The 22190-nt window shown below is 38.6% G+C and carries 19 protein-coding genes and 1 riboswitch; of the genes, 6 read left to right on the top strand and 13 right to left on the bottom strand.

The features are described 5' to 3' along the window. Nucleotides 1-298: 298 nt before the first annotated feature. The 8 genes from WG932_RS19040 to WG932_RS19005 form a co-directional block, all read right to left on the bottom strand. Entirely contained in the window at nucleotides 299-5164 is a 4866-nt protein-coding gene (locus tag WG932_RS19040) for a DNA repair ATPase (RefSeq protein WP_483085030.1), read from the bottom strand. Between the two features lie 163 nt (nucleotides 5165-5327). Beyond that, the gene (locus tag WG932_RS19035) at nucleotides 5328-5945 is read right to left on the bottom strand and encodes a hypothetical protein (protein WP_483085029.1); all 618 of its coding nucleotides are present in this window, start codon (nucleotides 5943-5945) and stop codon (nucleotides 5328-5330) included. Beyond that, complete coding sequence (locus tag WG932_RS19030) at nucleotides 5855-6154, bottom strand: hypothetical protein (protein ID WP_483085028.1); 300 nt, start codon at nucleotides 6152-6154, stop codon at nucleotides 5855-5857. The genes WG932_RS19035 and WG932_RS19030 overlap by 91 nt, the downstream gene beginning before the upstream one ends. Nucleotides 6155-6231: 77 nt before the next feature. After that, nucleotides 6232-7392, bottom strand: coding sequence for a flotillin family protein (locus WG932_RS19025; protein ID WP_483085027.1), 1161 nt, complete (start codon nucleotides 7390-7392; stop codon nucleotides 6232-6234). Between the two features lie 9 nt (nucleotides 7393-7401). Then, the gene (locus WG932_RS19020; protein ID WP_483085026.1) at nucleotides 7402-8112 is read right to left on the bottom strand and encodes a hypothetical protein; all 711 of its coding nucleotides are present in this window, start codon (nucleotides 8110-8112) and stop codon (nucleotides 7402-7404) included. Between the two features lie 2 nt (nucleotides 8113-8114). Continuing rightward, complete coding sequence (locus WG932_RS19015; RefSeq protein ID WP_483085025.1) at nucleotides 8115-8471, bottom strand: PspA/IM30 family protein; 357 nt, start codon at nucleotides 8469-8471, stop codon at nucleotides 8115-8117. Nucleotides 8472-8565: 94 nt separating this feature from the next. Further along, nucleotides 8566-8826 carry a PspA/IM30 family protein gene (locus tag WG932_RS19010; protein ID WP_483085024.1) on the bottom strand — a complete coding sequence of 87 codons (261 nt, stop codon included), beginning with the start codon at nucleotides 8824-8826 and terminating at the stop codon, nucleotides 8566-8568. Nucleotides 8827-8838: 12 nt separating this feature from the next. Continuing rightward, nucleotides 8839-9234 carry a molecular chaperone Tir gene (locus WG932_RS19005; RefSeq protein ID WP_483085023.1) on the bottom strand — a complete coding sequence of 132 codons (396 nt, stop codon included), beginning with the start codon at nucleotides 9232-9234 and terminating at the stop codon, nucleotides 8839-8841. Nucleotides 9235-9496: 262 nt separating this feature from the next. Between WG932_RS19005 and WG932_RS19000 the strand changes: the two genes are divergently transcribed. Further along, a complete protein-coding gene (locus tag WG932_RS19000) occupies nucleotides 9497-10234 on the top strand; it encodes a helix-turn-helix transcriptional regulator (RefSeq protein ID WP_483088685.1) in 738 nt (245 codons plus the stop codon). A gap of 153 nt (nucleotides 10235-10387) precedes the next feature. Here WG932_RS19000 and WG932_RS18995 read toward each other — a convergent pair whose 3' ends face one another. The 3 genes from WG932_RS18995 to WG932_RS18985 form a co-directional block, all read right to left on the bottom strand. Next, nucleotides 10388-10525 carry a hypothetical protein gene (locus tag WG932_RS18995; protein WP_483085022.1) on the bottom strand — a complete coding sequence of 46 codons (138 nt, stop codon included), beginning with the start codon at nucleotides 10523-10525 and terminating at the stop codon, nucleotides 10388-10390. A 711-nt stretch (nucleotides 10526-11236) separates the two neighbouring features. Beyond that, nucleotides 11237-12838 carry a GMC oxidoreductase gene (locus tag WG932_RS18990; protein WP_483085021.1) on the bottom strand — a complete coding sequence of 534 codons (1602 nt, stop codon included), beginning with the start codon at nucleotides 12836-12838 and terminating at the stop codon, nucleotides 11237-11239. 122 nt (nucleotides 12839-12960) lie between these two features. Then, nucleotides 12961-13503 carry a gluconate 2-dehydrogenase subunit 3 family protein gene (locus tag WG932_RS18985; protein WP_149394590.1) on the bottom strand — a complete coding sequence of 181 codons (543 nt, stop codon included), beginning with the start codon at nucleotides 13501-13503 and terminating at the stop codon, nucleotides 12961-12963. Nucleotides 13504-13650: 147 nt separating this feature from the next. Here WG932_RS18985 and WG932_RS18980 point away from each other — a divergent pair, with 147 nt between their 5' ends. The 5 genes from WG932_RS18980 (at nucleotide 13651) to WG932_RS18960 (ending at nucleotide 20944) form a co-directional block, all read left to right on the top strand. Next, nucleotides 13651-15894: a TonB-dependent receptor domain-containing protein gene (locus tag WG932_RS18980; protein ID WP_483085020.1), complete on the top strand. Its 2244-nt coding sequence runs from the start codon at nucleotides 13651-13653 to the stop codon at nucleotides 15892-15894. A 31-nt stretch (nucleotides 15895-15925) separates the two neighbouring features. After that, nucleotides 15926-16534 carry a nitroreductase family protein gene (locus WG932_RS18975; protein WP_014019527.1) on the top strand — a complete coding sequence of 203 codons (609 nt, stop codon included), beginning with the start codon at nucleotides 15926-15928 and terminating at the stop codon, nucleotides 16532-16534. Between the two features lie 64 nt (nucleotides 16535-16598). Next, entirely contained in the window at nucleotides 16599-17147 is a 549-nt protein-coding gene (gene gldD / locus WG932_RS18970) for a gliding motility lipoprotein GldD (protein WP_052316302.1), read from the top strand. Between the two features lie 98 nt (nucleotides 17148-17245). After that, entirely contained in the window at nucleotides 17246-18313 is a 1068-nt protein-coding gene (locus WG932_RS18965; RefSeq protein WP_014019525.1) for a fatty acid desaturase family protein, read from the top strand. A gap of 49 nt (nucleotides 18314-18362) precedes the next feature. Further along, nucleotides 18363-18459, top strand: a riboswitch (TPP riboswitch). An 82-nt stretch (nucleotides 18460-18541) separates the two neighbouring features. Next, on the top strand, nucleotides 18542-20944 hold the full coding sequence (locus WG932_RS18960) for a TonB-dependent receptor (protein ID WP_483085019.1): 2403 nt from the start codon (nucleotides 18542-18544) through the stop codon (nucleotides 20942-20944). A 62-nt stretch (nucleotides 20945-21006) separates the two neighbouring features. On the opposite strand, the gene WG932_RS18955 is transcribed toward WG932_RS18960, so the two are convergent. Both WG932_RS18955 and WG932_RS18950 read right to left on the bottom strand, forming a co-directional pair. Next, the gene (locus WG932_RS18955; protein ID WP_483085018.1) at nucleotides 21007-21735 is read right to left on the bottom strand and encodes an NAD(P)/FAD-dependent oxidoreductase; all 729 of its coding nucleotides are present in this window, start codon (nucleotides 21733-21735) and stop codon (nucleotides 21007-21009) included. After that, a complete protein-coding gene (locus WG932_RS18950) occupies nucleotides 21720-22121 on the bottom strand; it encodes an NAD(P)/FAD-dependent oxidoreductase (protein ID WP_483085017.1) in 402 nt (133 codons plus the stop codon). Before WG932_RS18950 ends, WG932_RS18955 begins: the two co-directional genes overlap by 16 nt. Nucleotides 22122-22190 lie beyond the last annotated feature (69 nt).

Below are 22190 nucleotides of genomic sequence, written 5' to 3'. Positions count from 1 at the left end.
GCTTTAATATAGTAAGCATGGGTGAAAACCAAAACCCCATAGACGTTGAATATTCCTCCATTACCTCAACCTTGGAAGGCGTTGAACAGGATTCAGTTTCTCAGTGGGAGCCTCGACTTTGAATTATCTATGTTTATAGCACATTTCTGAAGAGTTCAAGCATGCCTTGTGCCTTGTCAAAAGTGAGTAATTGGTTTGAACTGGGTGGAGAAAAACAGTTAAAATACTTTTTAGCGGAAATTTACAGTTTGTTGTTGTTTTTAGGTTGTTTCAGCCTCAGCAAAGTAGTAGTTTCAATTTATCCTTTTGCCTTAATGGCGCGTTCCAGCACTTCTTTTATGCCTTCTAGGTTATCACTGAAATTGACCATTTGTAGCACTAACTGCGCCATTTCATCTTGATTTCCTAAGCCTCTTAACTTGTTGTTTTTAAAAAAAGTGTTTTTTATTTCATCCCATCTAGCTTGTTCTGATGGTGTAATTGTGCCAGTTAGTTCTTTGTATTTTAATAAGTTGGCTTCGGCGGAACTTGTAAGCGTTTGTGCCTCACTTTCGTAATGCGACAACAAAAGATTTTGTAACTCCTTATTGTTCATAATAGGAACCACTTTGGATACCAGTTTATTCATGTCTCGATAAGAACCTTGTAGTTTAAATGGGGGTTCAGTCCTGTAGGCATCATCCTTAGCAGCGCTTTCTATATAAGCCTGGTTTACTTTGAGTACAGTGTCTCTTATTTTTAATACCTTTTGGATTACGCTTATGTAATCCTGAATTTCTTGATTGGTGTGATTTCCATGAAGTACACCGTCTTGTGTCTCGTTTTCAACCCGATTTAACAAGGTATATACATCTTCAAGAAATTTGTTCCTCAGTTGATTCAATACAGGATTGCTCGTTAAAGAATTTTCTATTAAGCTGAGGTTAAACTGATGGTCTGAATCGCCTATAATGTCCCCAAGGTTATAAATATCGGCTCGGTTGGATAGCATGTCCGGAACCTGGAATTTTGCCCCACTCTCTGTATAGGGGTTTCCGGCCATTATTACACAGAACTTTTTGCCTCGAAGGTCATAGGTGCGTGGTTTCCGGTTATATATTCCTTCGATTTTTCTAGTACCATCAGAAAGGGATATGAATTTTTGTAAAAACTCTGGATGGCAATGTTGAATATCGTCTAAATACAACATTACGTTATTCCCCATTTCAAAGGCTAAATTCAGCTTTTTTAACTCCTCTTTTGCTGCACTATTTGAGGCTGCTTCAGGGTCTACGGAAGTAACTTCGTGGCCTATGGCTGGCCCGTTAATTTTCATAAAGACTAAGCCCAATCGGTTGGCAATGTATTCCATCAAAGTGGTTTTACCGTAGCCAGGAGGCGATATCAAAAGCAAAAGCCCCATTCTATCTGTTCGACTATTGTCCCCCACTGTACCAAGCTGTTTGGACAGGTTCTCTCCAAATAATGGCAAATAAACCTGGTCGATTAGTTTGTTACGCACAAAGGAAGTCAGAACCTGAGGTTTATACTCTTCCAATTTTAACTGCTCTTTTAACTGAAGGGTAATATCGGTTTTTGCCTTTTTAAAGGCTTGATAAGCGGGTACCTCCTCATTTGTGAAATGAGTTAAAGTAGCCACAAAATCATGATAATTAAAATGAAATTCTCCATCTATAATGGTAGGGTGGTTCCCCGCTAAATTATGAATGACAGCATTTGGTGAAATCATTTTCTTTTTTGCAATGGGTTGATCAAACAAGCAATTACAAACGATCTCATCAATATAACGGGCATTCTTTGGATGCTCCTGATTGATGAATGCAGCAACCCATTGCCTTGCGAGTTTTATTTTCTCATGAAATGTACTGGTATTGTCAATGGCTTCTTTAAAACGTAAATCAGCATTTTTAGCTTTCATGACATTATTAAAGACTTGCCTTAATTCCTCTGCTTCTGAACTTACTTCAAAGGCATCATTACCCTGTAATTCTTCAAATAAATAATTTGATATATCATTAATTTCAGCACTTGAAAATAGCTGAGTTTCAGAAATAAGCCTATGGATTTTTTGCTGCAATTCATCTATCAGGTAATTAAACTCTTTAGAGTAAGGGAATACTTCCAAAACAGATCCAGCCGCTTTTATCATCCGATTAAAATGCCAGCGTTCCTTTTCAGTAAATGAAAACCAACTGTATTGTGCATGGGCCCTTATGGCAGGTGAGTAACGCAGTAAACCCAAGTCTTTATGCGTATTAACTAGGGTTAGTAATATTTTTGCCGCATCCTCATCGTGTACCCCTTTTGTATACCCTTCATTGTAGTTGGCACTACTTGCCTTTTTTACCAATTGTACCAAGTCTTCTTGGGAGGCATCGCCCAATTGGTCCCAGGGTGTTTCCTTAAACAGTTTAAATGCTAAGTAACTCCCCCTATACACTGTGATGTTTTCAGAAGGGTATTCTTGATCCCAATATTTCTGGCTGTTTACCAGTACTTTGTTGGTCAGTCTTTGATAGAAATCTGTCCCTGTTAGATGATAATTGAGGTGATTGTCTTTGAAAACTATGGTTAAATCTAGGGGCTGTTTATTTACACCAAATTTGTACTTGCCCAGTTTAATAACGTTTTCGCCATCTTCATACAGCTCCTGCTTGTCTTTTAATTTACGTAAGGCATCTTCCTTGGCAACCTTTAAAGAAGTGGCTACTTCTTCTGCTTTCCCGCTTTCATCCAAATCGTTTAGCTGATCGATGATGTCACGGACCTTGTTGATCATTAAGTCGGATGCGAAATAACCATTTATTTCTGCAGTGGATTTTAAGGTTTCCACTTTTTTGGCAACTCCTTTTAAAATGCGCGCTGTTGCAGTTTTTAAAGCAATTGATTTTTTATTGCGACGCTCAATTAGGCCCGTTTTTTTATTGTCAAAAGCGGCATGAACCTCCTCCCTTTTTTCAATTATTTTGGGAATAAACGCGTCATAATCTGCAAATTTACCTTCCAGTTCTTCCAGTTGAATAGAGACTTTGGTTTGGTATTCATCACATTTTTCGGGGGTATCGGCAATATCCAAATAGTTGATAATGCTTTGGTCCACCAATTTTATTTGCGCAGAAAAATCAGCAATGGCTTCTTTGCTGCCCAAAGATTTGCGTTTGTTTTTTATTGCGGCTTTGAGCTGATTTAACGTGGCAAAAATCAAGGAAATATGATCGATTATTTTAGTTGATTGGGATGTGTCTTCAATTTCTAAATTGGTTACAATCTCAATCAATAACTCTAAATCCTTTGCAATTTGATTTACCTCTTCCTCAAGTTGCTTGGCTTCGATTACTTTAGTGACTTTTTCCAAAGCTGTTTTCTTTTCCTCAACTTGCAACTTATAAGGCGCCAATGCATCATCATTAAGTAAAAATGCTACACATTGCTGAGCAATATTGTCGGAATACTCGGCAATCGTATTTTCAAGTTCCTTGGTGTAGTCGGTATTTACATAGCGAACATCGTTTAATTCAATGGTTTCGCCCCTTAAGCCACGAAGCTGGGTTAACATTGATACAAAATCATTGATACTATTAAATGAGGTGCTTTTTATTATAACAAAAAGTTCATCTGCTTTTTTGCAAAGCCATTGATTGGCTTGCAGCCGATTTTTTAATTGAACAACCTTTGTAAATTCATCTATAGCAGCATTGGCTGCATCACTAATTTCATTTAGAGGTGCAGAAAGATCCTGTGTATCCGGTTCCTTAATCCAATAATACGAGTCCAATATGTCTTTTGCGGCCTTGGAAACATCCTCATATAGGCCCTCATAATTATCATCTTTGTTGAGTAAATTGATCAAGGCATTGCTTTCAGCCATGGCTTTGACAATGTCTTTATTTCCAATTTTATACAACAGCGAGTTAGTGTGTTTACTTGGGATGAAATCACCTTTTAAATAGGGAGTTTGCCATATTTGTACCACATGATGCTTGGTTTGCTCTCCCTCACCTTTAAAGTAACTAAGTTCTCCATTTTGTAAAATGGTGTAGCCATTACAAATAATAGGAGTAACGATCTTTTGAGTGATTACATTATAACTCATTAGAATATACAAACCTTCCGAGGGTGAATAGAATACGAACATATAATCTTCACCATTGGGAGAAGCAATTCGCGAAACAAACTTTACATTGGGGATGCTGTTATCGAAAACATGGTATTCTCCGGTTTGCAAATAATAACCTGTCGGAAAAATAATTCCTTGGTCATCAGGTAAAAGTACCGCAGCTTCTCGTAAACTGTCAATTTTTTGCACTTCCTGTACCTTGTGATTGTATACAAAAAATCTGGAATCTTCTTGAAATGGTTTTATATCAATAAGAATAAGATTTCCTAAATCTGCATATTTGTACTGTGCATCGTCTAGCGTTTGATCTGGATAATCTACAGGTTCGTCATAGACCCCTTTACCATCTTCTGTATTGTCCTCTATTTTTATGGTAAGGTCTCCTCCTATTGCCTCTACAAATACCTTATCCAATATTGAAACATGTGAATGCACCCCATACCTGTGTATATCACGAGTAACTTCTAGCCATTTAAACTCATATTGGGCAGGGAACTTGTATTCATGATCGCTTCTGTTGTCTACATATACCAGTTTTCCATCTTTGATAAGCCATTTAAATGCCTTAATATCAGTGACACTTTCACTCAATTGAAAAATCATGTATAGAAAATTGCCTATTTTGGCAAATCTTGCAAAGATGGTATTTCGGTAGTATTTGTATAGATTATCAAAATCTGCTTGAAACTGTACGTCTTCTATGAAATCTAGTCCTATGGCTTCAAACCTGTTATTGCTAAAACTGTATACGCTAAATACATCGTTAAGCTTTATATCTGTACGTAAGCCAAAATGCACATTATAGCCAAACACACAAGTATTCCCAAAAGAAACGATATCACGAGCGATACAATTATTTTCCGTGGAAATTCTATCATTAGCTATCAGTTTTGTTTCTAAAGCACCAAAAACAGCCTTACGATCCTCATTAAGTTGGTTTAACCGGTTTTGAAGGCCTTGTTTATGTTTTTGTAACCTGTTTCTAATGATTTCATATGTGCCACCATCTAAAATTTGCTTTTGTTCCGTTTTATTAGGTTCAGTCATTGGAGTTGTGCTATATAGGTGTGCGTAACTTACGTGAATAATTTACACATGAGCTGCTCAATGCTAACACTTGCGTGTCGTATTAAGAATAACTTTTGCAATAGAAAAATGCGTTCAATGCACTCATTAAGCTTTCTCCGAAAGACATTGAACGCGATAAGTTTTACAATTTATTTCCTGAAATCCCTAGGCCTTTAGCTAAACTCAGAAGGTTGCCAATCACGTTTTGTTCATTTATATCTGTAGCCTGATTTTGCATGGTCATCAATAAATTGGCAATTGTGACGTTTTTGATGTCCTCACTTGAGATATTATATCTTTCAGCAAAATCTTTTATCCTTGATAATAATTCTCCCTCATTACCATTGTCGTCACCTAGTAAGGCCTGCTTAATTTCCTGTATGTTTGTGCTGTTATTTACCATTCTATCAAAGCCTTTTGCTTTAGTGATTTGACCAATAATTTGCTCAAAAAACATTGTTTCTCCTCCTACAATGTCAATTTTGGAAGTTTTTAAGGCATCTCCAATCACTTGTGCCTGCGCATCTGCAATTGCTTTTTGAATATTGATTTCCGCCAAATCAACCTGTAATTCTTTATCCAACTTAAGCTTAAACTCTTCGTGCTCTTTGCCCACACCATCTAATTTCTTCATGGCGTTGGCCTTCTCTTCAATTCCGGCTGCATCGGCTAGGGCTTTTTCTTTAATAACGTCTGCTTCTGCCAATCCGTCTTTGCGTTTTGCTTCTGCATTAGCTTCAATTCCTTTGGCCTCAGCCATGGCTTTTTCTCAATTATTAAAGCCTCTACAATTCCTTGGCGCTCATTTGCTTCCGCTTTAGCATGCATAACCTGGGCCTCTGACAATCCAATGGTCGCTTCTTCCTTCGCGGTTGCTTCTGCCAGGATTTTTCTACCTTCTGCCTCCTTGGCACTTGCTTCTTTTTTCGCCTGTGCCTCAATGTTAATTTCCTCGGCATGTTGCTTCATGGCTTCCTTTTTGGATTCCGCTTGCTTAATTACTTTAATAAGCTCTTCCTCTGCTTCCCCTTCTGCAATTGTGATTTTTACTTTTTATCCCGATCTGCTGTTTTAAAGGCCTCAATATCCTTCATGTTCTCCTGTTCCTGAACCACACCCTTTTCAAGCGCCACTCGGTCACGGATAACATCTTGGATATTTTTCTTTTCAACTTCAACAACTTTTTCCTTTTCAATTTGAGCAAGAGTTACTATTCGTTCTCTTTCGGTAGCCTCAAGCATTCTGTCTTTTTCAACTCGCTCGGTTTCTACCACGTCAGTACGTTCCTTGTTCTTTTCTGCAACAATGATCTGACGTTGCATATTTTCTTCAGCCACCTTTACTTTTTCCTCTGTGGCTATTCTAGCAGTTTCGGATTTTAACCGCTCTTCTTCGGCCACCTTTAGGATGTCGGCTTGCTCTCTGGCTTTAATGTTGGCAATCTCCCTACGTTGGGATTCCTCCTTTTCTGCCAATTGTCGGTCTAATTCCAGGATGGCTTCTCGTGCCTCCACATCTTGCTTTCGTATAACTTTTTCCTCATCACGTTTAATGAAGTTAGCTTTTTTGTTTTGCTCTGCTGTCAGTTCAGTAATTTTCTTTATTCCTTCTGCATCTAGAATATTGTCAGCCCTTAAATAATTTACCGGAGTCTGTTCTAAAAAATCGATGGCACAATCTTCAAGGGTATATCCATTTAGATCTGTCCCTATTATATCTACGATCTCATCCCTAAACTCACGTCTAGCTTCATACAGTTCAATGAAATCAAACTTTTTCCCTACGGTTTTTAAGGCTTCGGAAAATTTGGCCTCGAACAGGTCTTCAAGGGTTTCGATTTTTGAAGCCCGCTCTGCACCTATTGTCTGTGCTACTCTTTTGATAAATTCTATGTCGTTGTTGACACGAACAAAAAATGCTACTTTAATGTCCGCTCGCATATTGTCTTTACATACCAAGCCTTCCGATCCTAGTCTTTCGATCTGGATTTTCTTTACAGAAATATCCATGATTTCTAACTTGTGAAATAAAGGAACCACATACATGCCCTTATCGGTGGCGATTTGGATTCCGCCAAAACCGGTACGGATTAAAGCCTCGCCTTGGCGAACCTTTTTATAAAACAATGCAATAATTGCAAAGAAAATTATAATGAGGAATGCGATTAAGGCTATTCCTATTGCCAATAATGATGGAATCTCTGTCATAGTTGTTAATTAGTCATTATATACTTGTGCGTAATAAAAACTTTTGTCTTCTGACTCTTTGATAATGAGAACTATTTCTCTAAAACTGATTTTTTCGCCATTTAAAGATTTGATGTAAACAGACATAGGGTTGCCATCAATGATGAATTCTGCATTACCTAATTTATCCTTTTCTATACTGGATAAACTTGTGCCTTTTCTTCCGATAAAATCTATGGCCTTATCTCCGTTTTTATTAAAACCCTTGAAAAAACCTTTGAATGGACCTGTGAAAACTTTCGTGAAAATTAGTGCTGGTATAAAACTGGCCAGCATAAAAATAAAGCCTAGACTGTTTGAATAACTTTGTGTAATAGTGGTTACGGTCAAAGTGATGAACCACCAAGCAAAAACAAAACTTGTGAAAGTAAACATAAAGGGTAAGCCTACAAAATTGAAATAAATCAAAAATACCTGCCACCATTTTAATTGTTTTCTCCTATTTCCCGCTACATCTTTCTCGTTGAATTCCGCGTTCGATACTTCTTTAAAATCAATATTGCTACTTTCTAAACCGGTATTAGCATCCAAACCAGCATCTACATCAACATCAACATCAATATCTAAGTCAAAGTCAATCCCACTAATCATGGTTAATAACCAATAGAGGATCAATATAATGGTAAAAATACTTAATGGTAGATTTACGCTCGAAAATATAATGTCAATAATGTTTTCCACTTTTAGGTGTTTTTGTCATTTAGGCCAAGATTTTTCTTTAATTTATCAAGCTCATTATCGGCATTTGCTTCACTGACATTCGCGGCCTTATCTAGCTCACTGTCTATGCTTTGATTCTTATTGGCTATTTCGCCATACGCCTCAGCGAGTGCCTCTTCCTGGTTTACTTTTTCTTTCATTCGCTCCAGCATAGATACGGTTCCTGTACTGTCCAACTGGGCCATTTGTTTGTTCAAGCTACTTTTTGCATTGCTCACCTTCACCCTGGCCTTAAGTGTTTTTAGCTCATTTTCCCAGTTATTAATGGTGCTTTTTAGCTCTTGAATGTTTCCGTCAAGTTGATTTACTGATTCTTGCAACCTGCTTGCTTCGTTTGCATATTGGATAGCTTTTTTGGAAGCTTCTTCTTTTTTAGCAATGCCTGTTTTGCCAAACGATCGGCTTCCTCAGTAGCTAATTCCCCCGATTTGGCTTTTTTATTATAATAACGGCTTTATTGTAGTATTCTTCAGCCGAACTATCCATCTCTTTTTTATCATTTCTTGCACGGATAGCCAATGCTTTAACCTGTGCAATTGAATCTAAATTTTTATTTAAATCCAATTTTAAATCTCGAATGCCTTGTTCGGTCAATTTTATTGGATCTTCCATATTATCTATAGCAGCGTTCGCTTCCGCCTGTCCTATTTTAAATATTCGTTTCAAGAAGTTCATTGTTTTTGAATTTTAGTATTTAGAAAACTTAATGATTTGTTCCGAGTATTCACTCAGTAAGAGACTTAGAGAATTTAAGGAAGCTTCTATCTCATTTAGATCTAGGTTTTCTATTTGAAGTGTGTCCCTAAAAATTACTTTATCGCCATCGTCATCCAGTACAAATGCTCCATGAATAATGTCTCTGTTTTTTTGCAATAAACTTTTGTAGATCGAGTTGTTATTGTTTTTAATTTTAAAGATATACTGCTCTAAAATTAAAACCGGGGGTGCAATCCCTACAATAAGGTTCTTGATACCGTTGTCCTCTTTCTGGATTACCAAGATTCCTTCGTCAGGATTTTCTCTTGTAATATCAACATCCAGTTTCAATAAAAATTCTATGATACGATTGTAATAGTTATCCATAATTTATTGTTTGCTTAAGTAACAATTTCGCTTATGACAATCTAAAAAAAGAAAATATAGCCGTAGTAATTTTAATTTTTTTGCTGAATAATACAAGTAAAATTCCCTGTAATTAGCAAATTAGGTCACGGCTAAACCCTGAATGAATGGCTAAAATAATTTGCATTATCACCGCTTTTAACTAATATTGCTAGAGCAAATATAGCAATAAAATAGTTTTATGCAAATTTAATTAGCAAAACATGTCTTTTTTGGAAGGAATATTAAAAAAATAAGAAGTTTGAAGTTGCTATCTCAACAAGCATTTGCAGAGGTTTTTGACCTTAAAAGAGCTACTTTAGGCGCTTATGAGGAAGAACGTAGTGAGCCTAAAATAGATACTATCATCAAAATTGCAAATTATTTTAGCATCCCTATTGATGATTTGCTAACAAAGGAATTGACTGTAAATCAATTATTGAAATTTAATACCAATTTAACTACCGATGTAGATCAGATGAAGGTTGCGACATTGGCAAAGGTGCCTATAATATTACCCGAGTGTGTCGCAGACTATCTTAATCACCATTCAAAGAAAAACTTTATTGCTGACTTGCCTGTGATGAGCTTGCCTATCAGCAATGAGAAAATATTTAGGGCTTACACCGTTACTGATTTGGAAATGGCGAATCAGGATGTGGGATTCTATCCTAACGATGTTGTCGTGGGTGAATTAGTGCCAAAATCAGCCTATAAGAAACTCAATAATCGAACCCCTGTAATAGTTGTCACTGATACCGATATTTTAGTAAGGCGATTTTTTATCACAGATAAAGGTTATGTGCTAAGGGCGGATCATAAAGGCGTTGATAATCAAGTTTTTAACGCCAAACAAATCAACGAACTGTGGCGTATTCGCTATGTGTTCTATAAACGAATTCCTGAAACCTCTGGTGAAATATCGGATCAGATTAACCTTTTAAGGATGGAAATTGAGAAATTAAAAAGTAAAACCTCCTGATGTTGTATTGCCTTTTATAATTAATCTTACTTAATGGAAAACTCATAGCCCGAGTTTACTACTTCTTCAAGTAATTGAAAATAAAAAAGGCGGTAAATGTCCCAAAAGGACTTTACCGCTTTTCCGTTTTACTTTGTCATGAGTACTGAACTATCAGTGCTTTCTAGTTCCCAAAAGGGATTTATCTTTTGTTGATTTTTGGCTTTCCTTAATCTTATTTACCATCAGGTAAACAAATGCTCCTCCTAGCGCTGCTGTAATAACTAAAATAACAATCCAAACGATGTTCATGGCATTAGGGTTTAATTTGTTATAAGTTATTGAATAGCTGATACATTGTCAATATTATAGGTGAGAAATAAGTTTTTTAGCGAGGGTTTTTATAAGAATAGGTTCCTGTATTAACCCAATCTAGGTGTTGATTTAATCTACACCTTCCTATCACAGGGAATTTGTAATTCCCATTCTACCTTAGTTTTCGTAGTGAAAGTTTCTCAGCTCAACAATCTGGCTATAGCCAAAAGAAAAATATTTTTGATGTGGATTTTGAGAATTTTCTGTTCAACTATTATGAAACCCATCTTATGGTAATTCTCATAGAACAGTAAAATCACTAAAGGCCTGAAAGGCCAAAATATCAAAGCAATGGGTGCAGCCCATGGTAAGGAGATATATACATCATGATTTTGGCGGTATTGTTGCCTGTTTTTAGCAACAATTTTGACAAAATCTCGTGCATTGTACATCAAGCGTTATCGCTCATGGGCAATCAGTAACTACTCAGAGGCCAATTTTACCAAATTAGGTAGACATATTTGGTGGGGATTGTACAGGTATCAAAACAACAACACATACCCTTTGCTACGCCAACCCCTCCCCAAAAAAGGGTTCGAAGTGACGATTTGTTGTGGGAAGACTAGATTTTTCAACCCAAAAAAAGGCCGGAAAATATTCCCGGCCTATCTGATTGACCCTTTTGGGTCTACCTATTTTATTGTTGATTTAACTTTTACCCCTTGTCTTCACTGCATGATCAACGGCCCTAGCCGTAATTGCCATATAAGTAAGGGAAGGGTTTTGGGTACTGGTGGAGGTCATGCAGGCACCATCCGTGACATATACATTAGGGCAAGCATGTACCTGATTCCATTTATTGAGTACGGATGTTTTCGGGTCTTTGCCCATTCTGGCGCCTCCCATTTCGTGGATGTCCAGGCCTGGTGCACGTTTGTCATCCCTAGTACGGATATTGGTGAAACCTGCTGCTTCAAACATTTCCGACATTTGCTCCAAATAATCCTTGATCATGGCCTCATCATTGTCGTCATAATCCATGGAGATTTTGAGCTGTGGTATACCCCATTCATCCTTAAGTTCGGAGTCTAGGTTTACCTGACTTTCTTCTTTAGGAATGGTTTCCCCCATCATGTGGGAGCCCATGCGCCAAGGGCCATACTCGGGAGCTTTTGCCATGGATTTCTCCAGGTCATCGCCAATGCCCGAATAGTCATTGTAACTGCTTCTTCCTGAGCTAAATCCTGCTGCATAGCCTCTAAGGAAGTTCGTTTCCTGCTTGTGTAGGTTTCTGAACCTTGGGAAATAACCTGAAGTAGGTCTTCTGCCTTCTGTGGTGTATTCCTTCAATCCATCGTATTCTGCAGAGATGCCTGCACGATAATTATGAAAGGCTACATATTTGCCTAGCACACCACTGTCATTGCCAAGACCATTGGGAAAGCGACTGGAAGTAGAATTCAGCAAAATTAAATTGGTATTCAAAGCACTGGCATTGACAAAAATGACTTCTGCGTAGAACTCCTTCATCTCTTTGGTTTGGGCATCGATTACCCTTACTCCCGTGGCCTTACCTTTGGCATCGTCATAAATGATAGAGTGCACCACTGCATGATGGTGCATGGTAAGGTTGCCTGTTTTGGCAGCCCAAGGTAGCGTGGAAGAATTGCTACTGAAATATCCACCAAAGGGACAACCTCGCTGGCAAAGGGTTCTGTTTTGACACAGGGTTCTTCCTTGTTTGGCATAGAATTCCTGGTTTCCGGTGATATGTGCACAGCGTGCAACAACGATTTCCCTTTCCGGGTAATTGTTTCTCAAAAATTCCTTAAAATATTTTTCTCCGGCTGTCAATTCAAATGGAGGCAAAAATTCTCCATCCGGCAAATTTGGTTTACCGTCTTTGTTACCCGAAACGCCGATGAATTTTTCTACATGGCTGTACCAAGGCGCCAGGTCTTTGTAGCGGATGGGCCAGTCCACAGCAAATCCATCTCTGGCAGGACCTTCAAAATCGAAATCACTCCAACGCTGCACCTGTCTGGCCCAAAGTAGGGATTTTCCTCCGGTTTGGTAGCCACGAATCCAGTCAAATGGTTTTTCTTGAACATAGGGATGTTCGGTATCTTTTACGAAGAAGTGTTTGGTATCTTCTTTATATGCATAACATCTGCTTACCACCGGATTTTCTTCTTTTACACTTTGGAGGATGCCTCCCCTGTGCTCAAGTTCCCAAGGCATGCTGTTGGTAGTGGGGTAATCTTTGACATGCTTTACTTCCCGTCCTCTTTCAAGCACCAGGGTATTCAATCCTTTCTCACAAAATTCTTTGGCAGCCCAGCCCCCACTTATTCCGGAGCCGATGACGATGGCATCATAGCTGTTTTCTTTTTGCTTTTTATATTCAAATTGGCCATTGGGTCCTATCTAATTTATGCGTTTTCAATTAATTTACTGCCATAAAAACGTGCAGGAACCAGTTCGTATGGCTTTATTTCTGTCATGAAATATTCAGAATTGAGGTATCCCTGCAGGGCAAAACGTTTGGTGGTATTTAAGAATTGGCGGGTATGGCCGGCTTCACTATCATTCTCTCCTTCCAATGCCATTCCTTTTATTATGGCTTCTTCTGCCTCTTTTTGGTCCATTTTAGAAAATGCTTTGCCAAAGGTTTTCTTTGAAAAATCTTCCCAGCCTTTAAGCCCTTTTACGAAACCGTTTTGTTGATCGGCATTTAAACAGTCGTTACTCATAAGCAGAACAAAGTCCGGGATCATCAATTCTTCGGCTTTTTTGAGTGTGGTGCCGGGAAAAATTGTATTGGTCACTTGGCTCAGCAAAGCATGATCACTTTGGGTAATTTGTAGGTTTTGATAGGCTTGCAAAATGGATTCCTCACTGAAGTTGCAGGCAGGCATTAATACCGCCCCTCCGGTTAGAATCGCTAATTGCTTCATAGCGGATCTTCTATCCATAATATTTTTGGGTAAAATGAAAATACTCGAACAAGTTATTAAATTTTTGATTAACAGTCCAAGGTTTTTTTCATTGGTGCTAATTTCCCTTAAAAATGGGTTAATTTTACGATTGAAACTTAACCACCACTATTATAATATAAAAAAATGAAATTAAGATTACAACTATTATTAATATTGCTTCTTCCGATGGGACTTTTTGCCCAGACGAATATTAAAGTTTTGGATGCTGATTCTCAAGAACCTGTGTCTTTTGTAACCGTAAAGGTAGACACCCGAAAAGCGGTAACCGCTAATGAGCATGGCGAATTGACAGTGGATTTGACTGAGCCTTCTAATTTGCTTTTCTCACATATTGCCTTTGTTGATCAAATGGTTTTAATCCCCGCTTCCGGGGAGGTAACGGTATATTTGGAAAGGGGAGAAAATGCATTAACTGAAGTATTGGTAAGTTCCTTTGAATCCGAAAGACCATTGTTGGAACAGGCTGCCGGTATAGCAAGGGTGGCTGAAGCAGAGCTGTATCGATTTAATGAAACTTCATTGGTTCAGGCTTTTAATACAAAGCCCGGTATTCGAATTGAAGAAAGAGCACCTGCAAGCTATAGGGTTTCCATTCGAGGAAGTTCTTTGCGTGCTCCTTTTGGGGTGAGAAATGTAAAAGTTTATTGGAATGGTATGCCATTTACTGCAGCTGATGGTACCACAGCATTGAACATGCTTGACTTATCCAATATTCAAAATACTGAAATAATTAAAGGCCCTGCGGGAAGTATCTATGGCGCAGGAAATGGTGGAGTTATCAGCTTTACCAGCAAGGAGTCCATAGATGAAAACAAAATAAGTGCAGCTCTTTCTGTGGGGGATTTTGGCTTGGTTCGATACCGTTTAGGAATTGATCAGAAATTGGAAAATGGTGGAATTTCTGTAGGCTATACCAGTCAAAAATCTGATGGATACAGAGACCATACAGCCATGGATAGAGAAGTTGTTCAAGTCACAGGTTATTATCAGCCTTCCAAGAAACAAAAGCTTACTACACAAATACTTTACTCTGACCTTTTCTATGAGTTGCCCGGAGCATTGACAGCAGATCAGCTGGCAGAGAATCCACAGCAGGCAAGGCCAGGGTCAGCTGCAATGAACGCTTCAATCAGTCAGAAATCCATGTTTGGTACCTTGTCTCATGATTACAGGTTTAACCATAATTTGGACAATAAGACTTCCCTTTATATCAATACTACTGATTTTGAAAATCCTTTCAACACAGACTACAAAAAGGAAACGCAGTTTAGCTACGGAGGTAGAACAAGCTTTACTTATGATGACATTTGGGCGAACATACCTGTAAGGCTTATTGGAGGTGGTGAATACCAGCTTTCAAAGACTTCAGCACTTAATTTCGGAAACAATGGAGGGCAAATTGATACCATCCGTTTTGGGGATGAGTTGCTGACCACCACTTCATTTCTTTTTCAACAACTTGAAGCTGAGCTTACCGACAATCTGCTTATGACTGTAGGTCTAAGTGAAAACTTTTCCAGTTTTGATATTGCCAGAAATATAGATGCGATCAACGGAGTGCCATCCAATGCCACGCGTAATTTTGATCTTGTAGTTGTCCCTAGAGTTGCCTTATCTGCAAAATTAAATGCCAATTCGGCCTTACATGCAAGCATTAGTTCAGGCTTTTCTCCCCCGACCATTGATGAAGTAAGAACCAATGAAGGGTCTATTAATTTGGATCTGGAAGCAGAAAAAGGGGTGAATTACGAACTGGGTTACCGTTCCAGTTTCAACAAAGGAAAGGTAAATGTAGACGGGTCTGTATTTTATTTTAAATTGGATGAAACCATCACCACCTTCGTTAATGAAGATGGGGTTGTCCTTTTCAGAAATGCAGGAGCCACCAATCAAAAAGGTGTTGAGTTAATGGTTGATTATGCTTTGATTAGAAAACAATTAGGTTTTGTTCAGGAAGTTAAAGTTACCCATTCTTTTACCGGACATTATTTCAAATTTGATGAATTTATGAAGGGCGATGATGATTATAGTGGAAATGACCTTACCGGCGTAGCTCCCAATACTTTGGTCAATCAGCTAGATATCAAAACTAAGCCCGGTTTTTATTTGAATTTCACTCATCAATTTGTAGATGATATTCCTTTGAATGATGCCAATACGGTATTTCAGGAGGCTTACCATTTGATGAATTCAAGAGTAGGTTGGAGAGGTGATGTAGGAAATGCCCTTGATCTCGAGTTTTATTTTGGGGTACAGAATTTGAGCAATGCGAGTTATAGCCTTGGCAATGATCTGAATCCATATGGCGGAAGGTATTTCCAACCGGCAGCTCCAAGAAACTTTTATGGGGGATTAAGGTTGGACTAAGATATTAACAATCTCAAAAAAACAATTATATATGAACAGCAGGCCTGTATTCAATATAGAAGAAGTCAATAAAGTTATACGCAACAGGAGGTCTCAGTTTGTGGCCCAGTTTAAGGAAAATGATCCTGTTGAAGATGGGATCATCAAGGAGCTTTTGGAGAATGCCAATTGGGCACCTACCCATAAGCTTACAGAGCCTTGGCGCTTTGTTGTTTTCTCTGGCGATGGCTTAAAAAAACTAGCCGATTATCAGTCCAATTTATACAAGGAGCGTAGTAAAAAGACTGGGGTTTTCAAAGAATCGGTATACAATAAGCTGAAAGAAAACCCATTGAAAGCTTCTCATGTAATTGCAATTGGCATGAAGAGAGACTTGCGGGCAAACCTTCCCGAAATGGAGGAAATTTCATCTGTAGCTATGGCTGTTCAGAACATGTACTTAACTGCAAGCGCCAGAGGGTTAGCAGCTTATTGGAGTACAGGGGCTCCTACTTTTTGGCCGGAAGCAAAGGGCTTTTTTGGCTTGGGTGACGAAGACATGCTGATGGGCTTCTTTTTTGTAGCCAAGCCGGTATCGGATGGTTGGCCGGAAGGGAAGAGGAGTCCGCTATCTGATAAAGTGACCTGGGTAAAAGAATAATGTTTTTTTAAAAAAACTATATCAAAATCCCGCTTTGGCCATTTGTTGGTTAGCCTTAGTAGTGATGGGGGCATGTAGCGAAGACTACCTTCCCAAACCTACAGGCTATAACCGCATTGATTTACCGGAGCGGGATTTTGTTTCTCTAAATAAAAATTTGCCTTATGATTTTGAACATTCTGCCTATGCACAGATTGAACGAGACTCCTTTAACCTTGATGAAGAGACTTGGACCAATGTTCATTACCCAGGGCTTGAGGCCCGAGTGCACCTGACATACAAGGAAATCAATGGAGATGAAGAGCTGTTCAAAACTTATTTGAATGATGCAATGAGTTTGACCTTCAAACACCAGGTTAAAGCTTATGGAATCGATGAAGCTGTTTTAATGACACCCAAAGGCTATAGCGGCTTTGTCTCTGAACTAAGCGGGGAGGTGCCAACTCAATTTCAATTTTTTGTTACTGATTCCACACAACATTTTTTACGGGGAGCGTTATACTTCCAGACAGCAGTGAAAAATGATTCACTGGCACCCATAATTGAATACATCAAAGTTGATATGATGCATTTGATGAATACGCTTTCATTTGAAAATGTCAGATTAAAGTAGTATATTTAGAAGTATATTTGTACCCTTCCACCGGCTACTTTTTATATTTACTAGCGCCTAGTAAGCTTTCCAATTTTATTAAACATTTATTTACCTTTATGGCTACGCCAAAATTTTCCAGACCTAAAATAACCTTCCACCAAGACTTAAAACTAAGAGTTGGAGAATATTTTAAATCTCAAAACATTGCCCGATCAGGGAATATTGACCTTTTTATAAAGGCAGGCATCATGGTTGTGTCTTTTCTTTTGCTTTATGTTCATTTGGTGTTTTTCACACCACATTGGATTTTAGGCTTAATTGAATGCCTGATATTAGGTGCCTTGACAGCTTTTATTGGATTTAATGTGATGCACGATGGAGCTCATGGGAGCTTTAGTGACAAGCCATGGGTCAATTCTTTAGCGGGTATGTCCATTAATTTTCTTGGTGCCAATGTGTTCATGTGGAAGACCAAACACAATGTGGTCCATCATTCCTATACCAATGTAGATGGGGTTGATGACGACTTGAACGCAAGGCCTTTCTTACGTCTTTCTCCTAGTCAAAAGAAATTCAAAATTCATCAATTTCAACATTACTATTTCATTTTAACTTATTCCCTATTGTACCTTTATTGGGTGTTTTTCACAGATTATAAAAAATATGTAACGAGAAGGGTGGGGATAGTACCTATACAAAAAATGAAACTATCTGATCATATCAGTTTTTGGGGCTTTAAAGCCTTGCATTTGATGCTTTTTATTGCCATTCCGGTATACATGATGGGTTGGGTGCCATGGTTAATTGGCTTTTTGGTATACAGCCTTTTTGCCGGTTTATTGTTGACTTTGGTATTTCAACTGGCTCATAGCCTTGAAGAAACAGCTTTTCCCGTTCCTGAGCCGGTGTCCAATTGTCTGGAAGACGAATGGATGATCCATCAAATTAGAACCACGGCTAATTTTGCCACAGGTTATAAATTATTAACATGGTTTTTGGGAGGCTTGAATTACCAAATTGAGCATCATTTGTTTCCAAAGGTATCCCATATCCATTATCCTGCACTAAGTAAAATCATTAAGGAAACATGCAAGGATTATAACATTCCATACCTTGAGCATCAAAAATTAAGATGGGCGTTTAGGTCTCATTTTCGTCATTTGAAAATCTTGGGAACTGCATAAACTAAAATTGGAAGTTTGATATTTTAAATAATACCTGCTACATTTGTGGCAAGATCATTAGGGGTGCCTTAATATAACGGGCTGAGATCATACCCATATCACCTGAAACGGATAATGCCGGCGCAGGGAAATGAAAAATAGCTAATCGTACGTAATGCTATTGGGTAAACAAGAAAAGGAGATTTGTCCCCTCATTTCTTCTATGTTTAACCAGAATAAAATATCAACATGATTCGTATTTGTATTTCAGCAATACTCTTATTGCTGAGCCAATGGGCTATTGCCCAAAATAATATTCAGGGTTTAATTACTGACGCTGAGAATAATACACCTTTAGAAGGTGCGACTATCTACCTGGAAGGTACCTCCAAAGGGACAGTTACTGATGAAAATGGTGCCTTTCAGTTAATGAATCTGAAGCAAAAGTCCGCAAGTCTTCGTGTTTCATTTATAGGCTTTTCCTCCCAAACAATAAAGGTCAGCCTCCCTCAACAGGGACAGCTTGTAGTGGCTCTTGAACCTATAGCCATTACTGCTGAGGAGTTTATTGTGTCCGGAACACGGGCTTCAGAAACAACTCCTACAACCTTTCAGGTGATTGACAAGGAAACAATTGGGAAGGATAATTTGGGCCAGGATTTACCTTTATTGCTAAATTACACCCCTTCTATTGTGACGCATTCTGATGCCGGTACGGGAGTAGGGTACACCGGTTTGCGAATTAGGGGGACGGATCAGACAAGGATCAATGTCACTGTAAATGGTATTCCACTAAATGATGCCGAATCGCATGGGGTGTTTTGGGTTAATATGCCTGATTTTGCTTCCTCAGTAGACAATATTCAAATACAAAGAGGTGTAGGAACATCTACCAACGGAGCGGCCACCTTTGGAGCCAGCTTAAATATTCAGACCGATACAAAGAAAGAAGAAGCCTATGCCGAAACAGACAATTCCTACGGTTCTTTCAATACCCGCAAGCATACCATAAAAGCAGGTACAGGATTGATCAATGACAGATGGGCTGTGGATGCTCGCCTTTCGCAGGTAACATCTGATGGATATATAGACAGGGCTTTTTCTAACCTTAAATCCTATTTTGTTTCCGGAGGATATTATGGAGACAAGCATGTGGTAAAGGTGAATATCTTTGCCGGTGCAGAAAAAACCTACCAAGCTTGGTATGGGGTTCCTGAAAATTTGTTGGCCACCAACCGAACTTACAATTCGTATACTTACGATAACGAAACAGACAATTACAAGCAAAATCATTATCAGTTTATATATGCGGGAACACTTTCAGACAACTTAAAAGCGAATTTTGCTTTACATTATACTGCCGGTCAGGGTTATTATGAGCAATTTAGAGAAGATGATGACTTGGCAGATTATGGTATTAACCCAATACAAATAGGCGATCAACAAATTAATAGTACGGATATTATCCGAAGGAGATGGTTAGACAATGACTTTTATGGCGCTGTTTTCTCCTTAAATTATGTGTCATCAGATGGAAGGTTGGATGCCATTCTAGGTGGAGGAGCCAATCGCTATGATGGAGATCACTTTGGTGAAATTATTTGGATGGACATTTCTGGGAATACCAATATTCGGGACAAATACTATAACAATGTGGCGGTAAAAGATGATCGAAACGTTTATATGAAAGCCACTTATGAAGTGAGGGAAAGACTTTACCTATTTGGAGACCTTCAAGTGAGAGGGATTGATTATTCTTTTAATGGAAAAAATAATGACCAAAGAGATGTAAGTGGACAGCAATCTTATACTTTTTTTAATCCTAAATTTGGACTTTCATATGAAAGTGGCAATGGAAAAACCTTATATGCCTCCTATGCCGTAGCCAATAGAGAACCTGTAAGAAGTGATTTTACTGATTCTCCAATATCTGATATTCCAAGGCCTGAAAAGCTAAATAATGTGGAAGCCGGAATAAGGGTTAAGCAATCTAACTTTCAGTACAATGCCAATTTTTACTATATGGGCTATAAAGACCAGTTGGTACTGACAGGTCAACTAAACGATGTAGGAGCTTATATCAGAGAAAATGTTGCCAGTAGCTATAGAGCAGGAATAGAACTTGATGCAGCAGTGGTGCTTTCTCCACAATGGACTTTGGGTGGTAATGTTGCATTTAGTCGGAATAAAATTGATAGTTATACGGAATACAGCGATGTGTATGATGGAAACTGGGCTTTTACCGGTCAGGAAAGCATCACCTATAACAATACTGACATCGCCTTTTCTCCTGATGTAGTCGGAAGTGCTATTATTGATTTCAAGCCTATAAAAAATCTTGAATTGAGCCTGCTTAATAAATATGTAGGTCAGCAATTTCTGGACAATGCCCAGCAAGAGGATAGAAGCCTTGATGCTTATTGGACGACTGACTTCAGGTTTGTTTATACCTGGAATCCCGGATTTTTAAAGGAGGTGGTGTTTTCCGGGAAGGTGAATAATGTATTCGATAAACTTTACGAACCCAATGGCTACACCTTTGGCTATTTTGTCCCCAACAGTGAAGGACAGGGGATGCAAAGAGTAGCTGAGAATTATTATTACCCCATGGCAGGCACCAACTTTATGGCAGGAATATCCATCCGCTTTTAATAATAAGGAAAAGTAATTTTATTTTAAAGGAATCTCTCCTTGGTTTTGACCGGGGAGAGATTTTATTTTATGGGAGTTCCGTGGGTTTGGAGGATAAGTTTTTTTGCCAGAAAAGGAGAATTTTTGAGTACATTGACGGCTAATTTGGAGACGAAAGGAGCCCCAAATAGCCGCTGTACCGCCCTGCCGGTACGCAAGCGCCTGGAGAAATAATAATTCCAAGCCTTCGTATAATCTTCCTGAATAGCCTTGAGTTTCTTGTGTCTTAAGATAGCTTCTGCTGCTAATTTTCCGGTGTGAATGGCTATGGCCATACCATTGCCACACAAAGGTGTGATCATCCCGGCAGCATCGCCAATCATGATCACCTGATTTTCTACAGGAGATTTAGTTGCAAAACTGATCTCATTGATGACTTCGGGTTTATCCCAAAGAAATTCAGCACTTTCGTAAATCGCTTTAATATGAGGGTTTTTAAACAAATGTTGTTCTTCCATGGCAGGGATATTTCCCGCTGCTTTTAACTGAGCTCTGCTTCCCAGATAGCATAGGTTGAAATGTCCATGCTCTACTTGATTGATACCCAGGTAGCCTCCCTCATAATTGTGAAGGGCAACAATATTTTCAGCCTCGGCTATTTTTATGTGGTGTTTAATTCCTATATAAGGACTTCTCTGTTTTAAATAGGGGCGATGGAGGTATTTGTCAATTTTTGATCTTTTGCCATATGCCGCCAATACAATGGGAGAAACCAACTTTTCGCCATGATTTGTACTTAGGTCGAAAGCCATTTTTTGGGGTTGTAATCTATTGTTGCAATTTGTGTTTTTAAAAGAAACTTCACCCCTATCATCTCACATTTTTGGTAAAGATAGTGGTCTAAGTTGTATCTGCTGATACCAAAACCTCCCAAATCCAAAGGGATTTCAGCCAGGGCACCATTGACAGCAGTTAACCTAAAGGTGTTGATTTCGGCAGGTTCAAAAGAGGATGGAAATAAATTTTCTTTGATAAGAAAACCCCTTACTTCATTGGAGATGTATTCTCCACAAACCCTGTGAAAAGGATAACTCTTTTTTTCAATGAGCAGAACCTCTTTACCATTCTTTGCCAAGAGATAGGCAGCGATCAACCCTGAAAGCCCTCCTCCGATGATTGTAATTTGGTCTTGGTTCATGTATTTAATTAACTACTTGGATGCCTAATGGTTTGCAACTATTACTGAACCATTTGCCGGATTACAAAT

Source organism: Cyclobacterium sp. SOCE241 (assembly GCF_056867545.1).
Note: the sequence above shows the minus strand (reverse complement) of the source record. Positions and strands in the feature narration are given on the sequence as shown.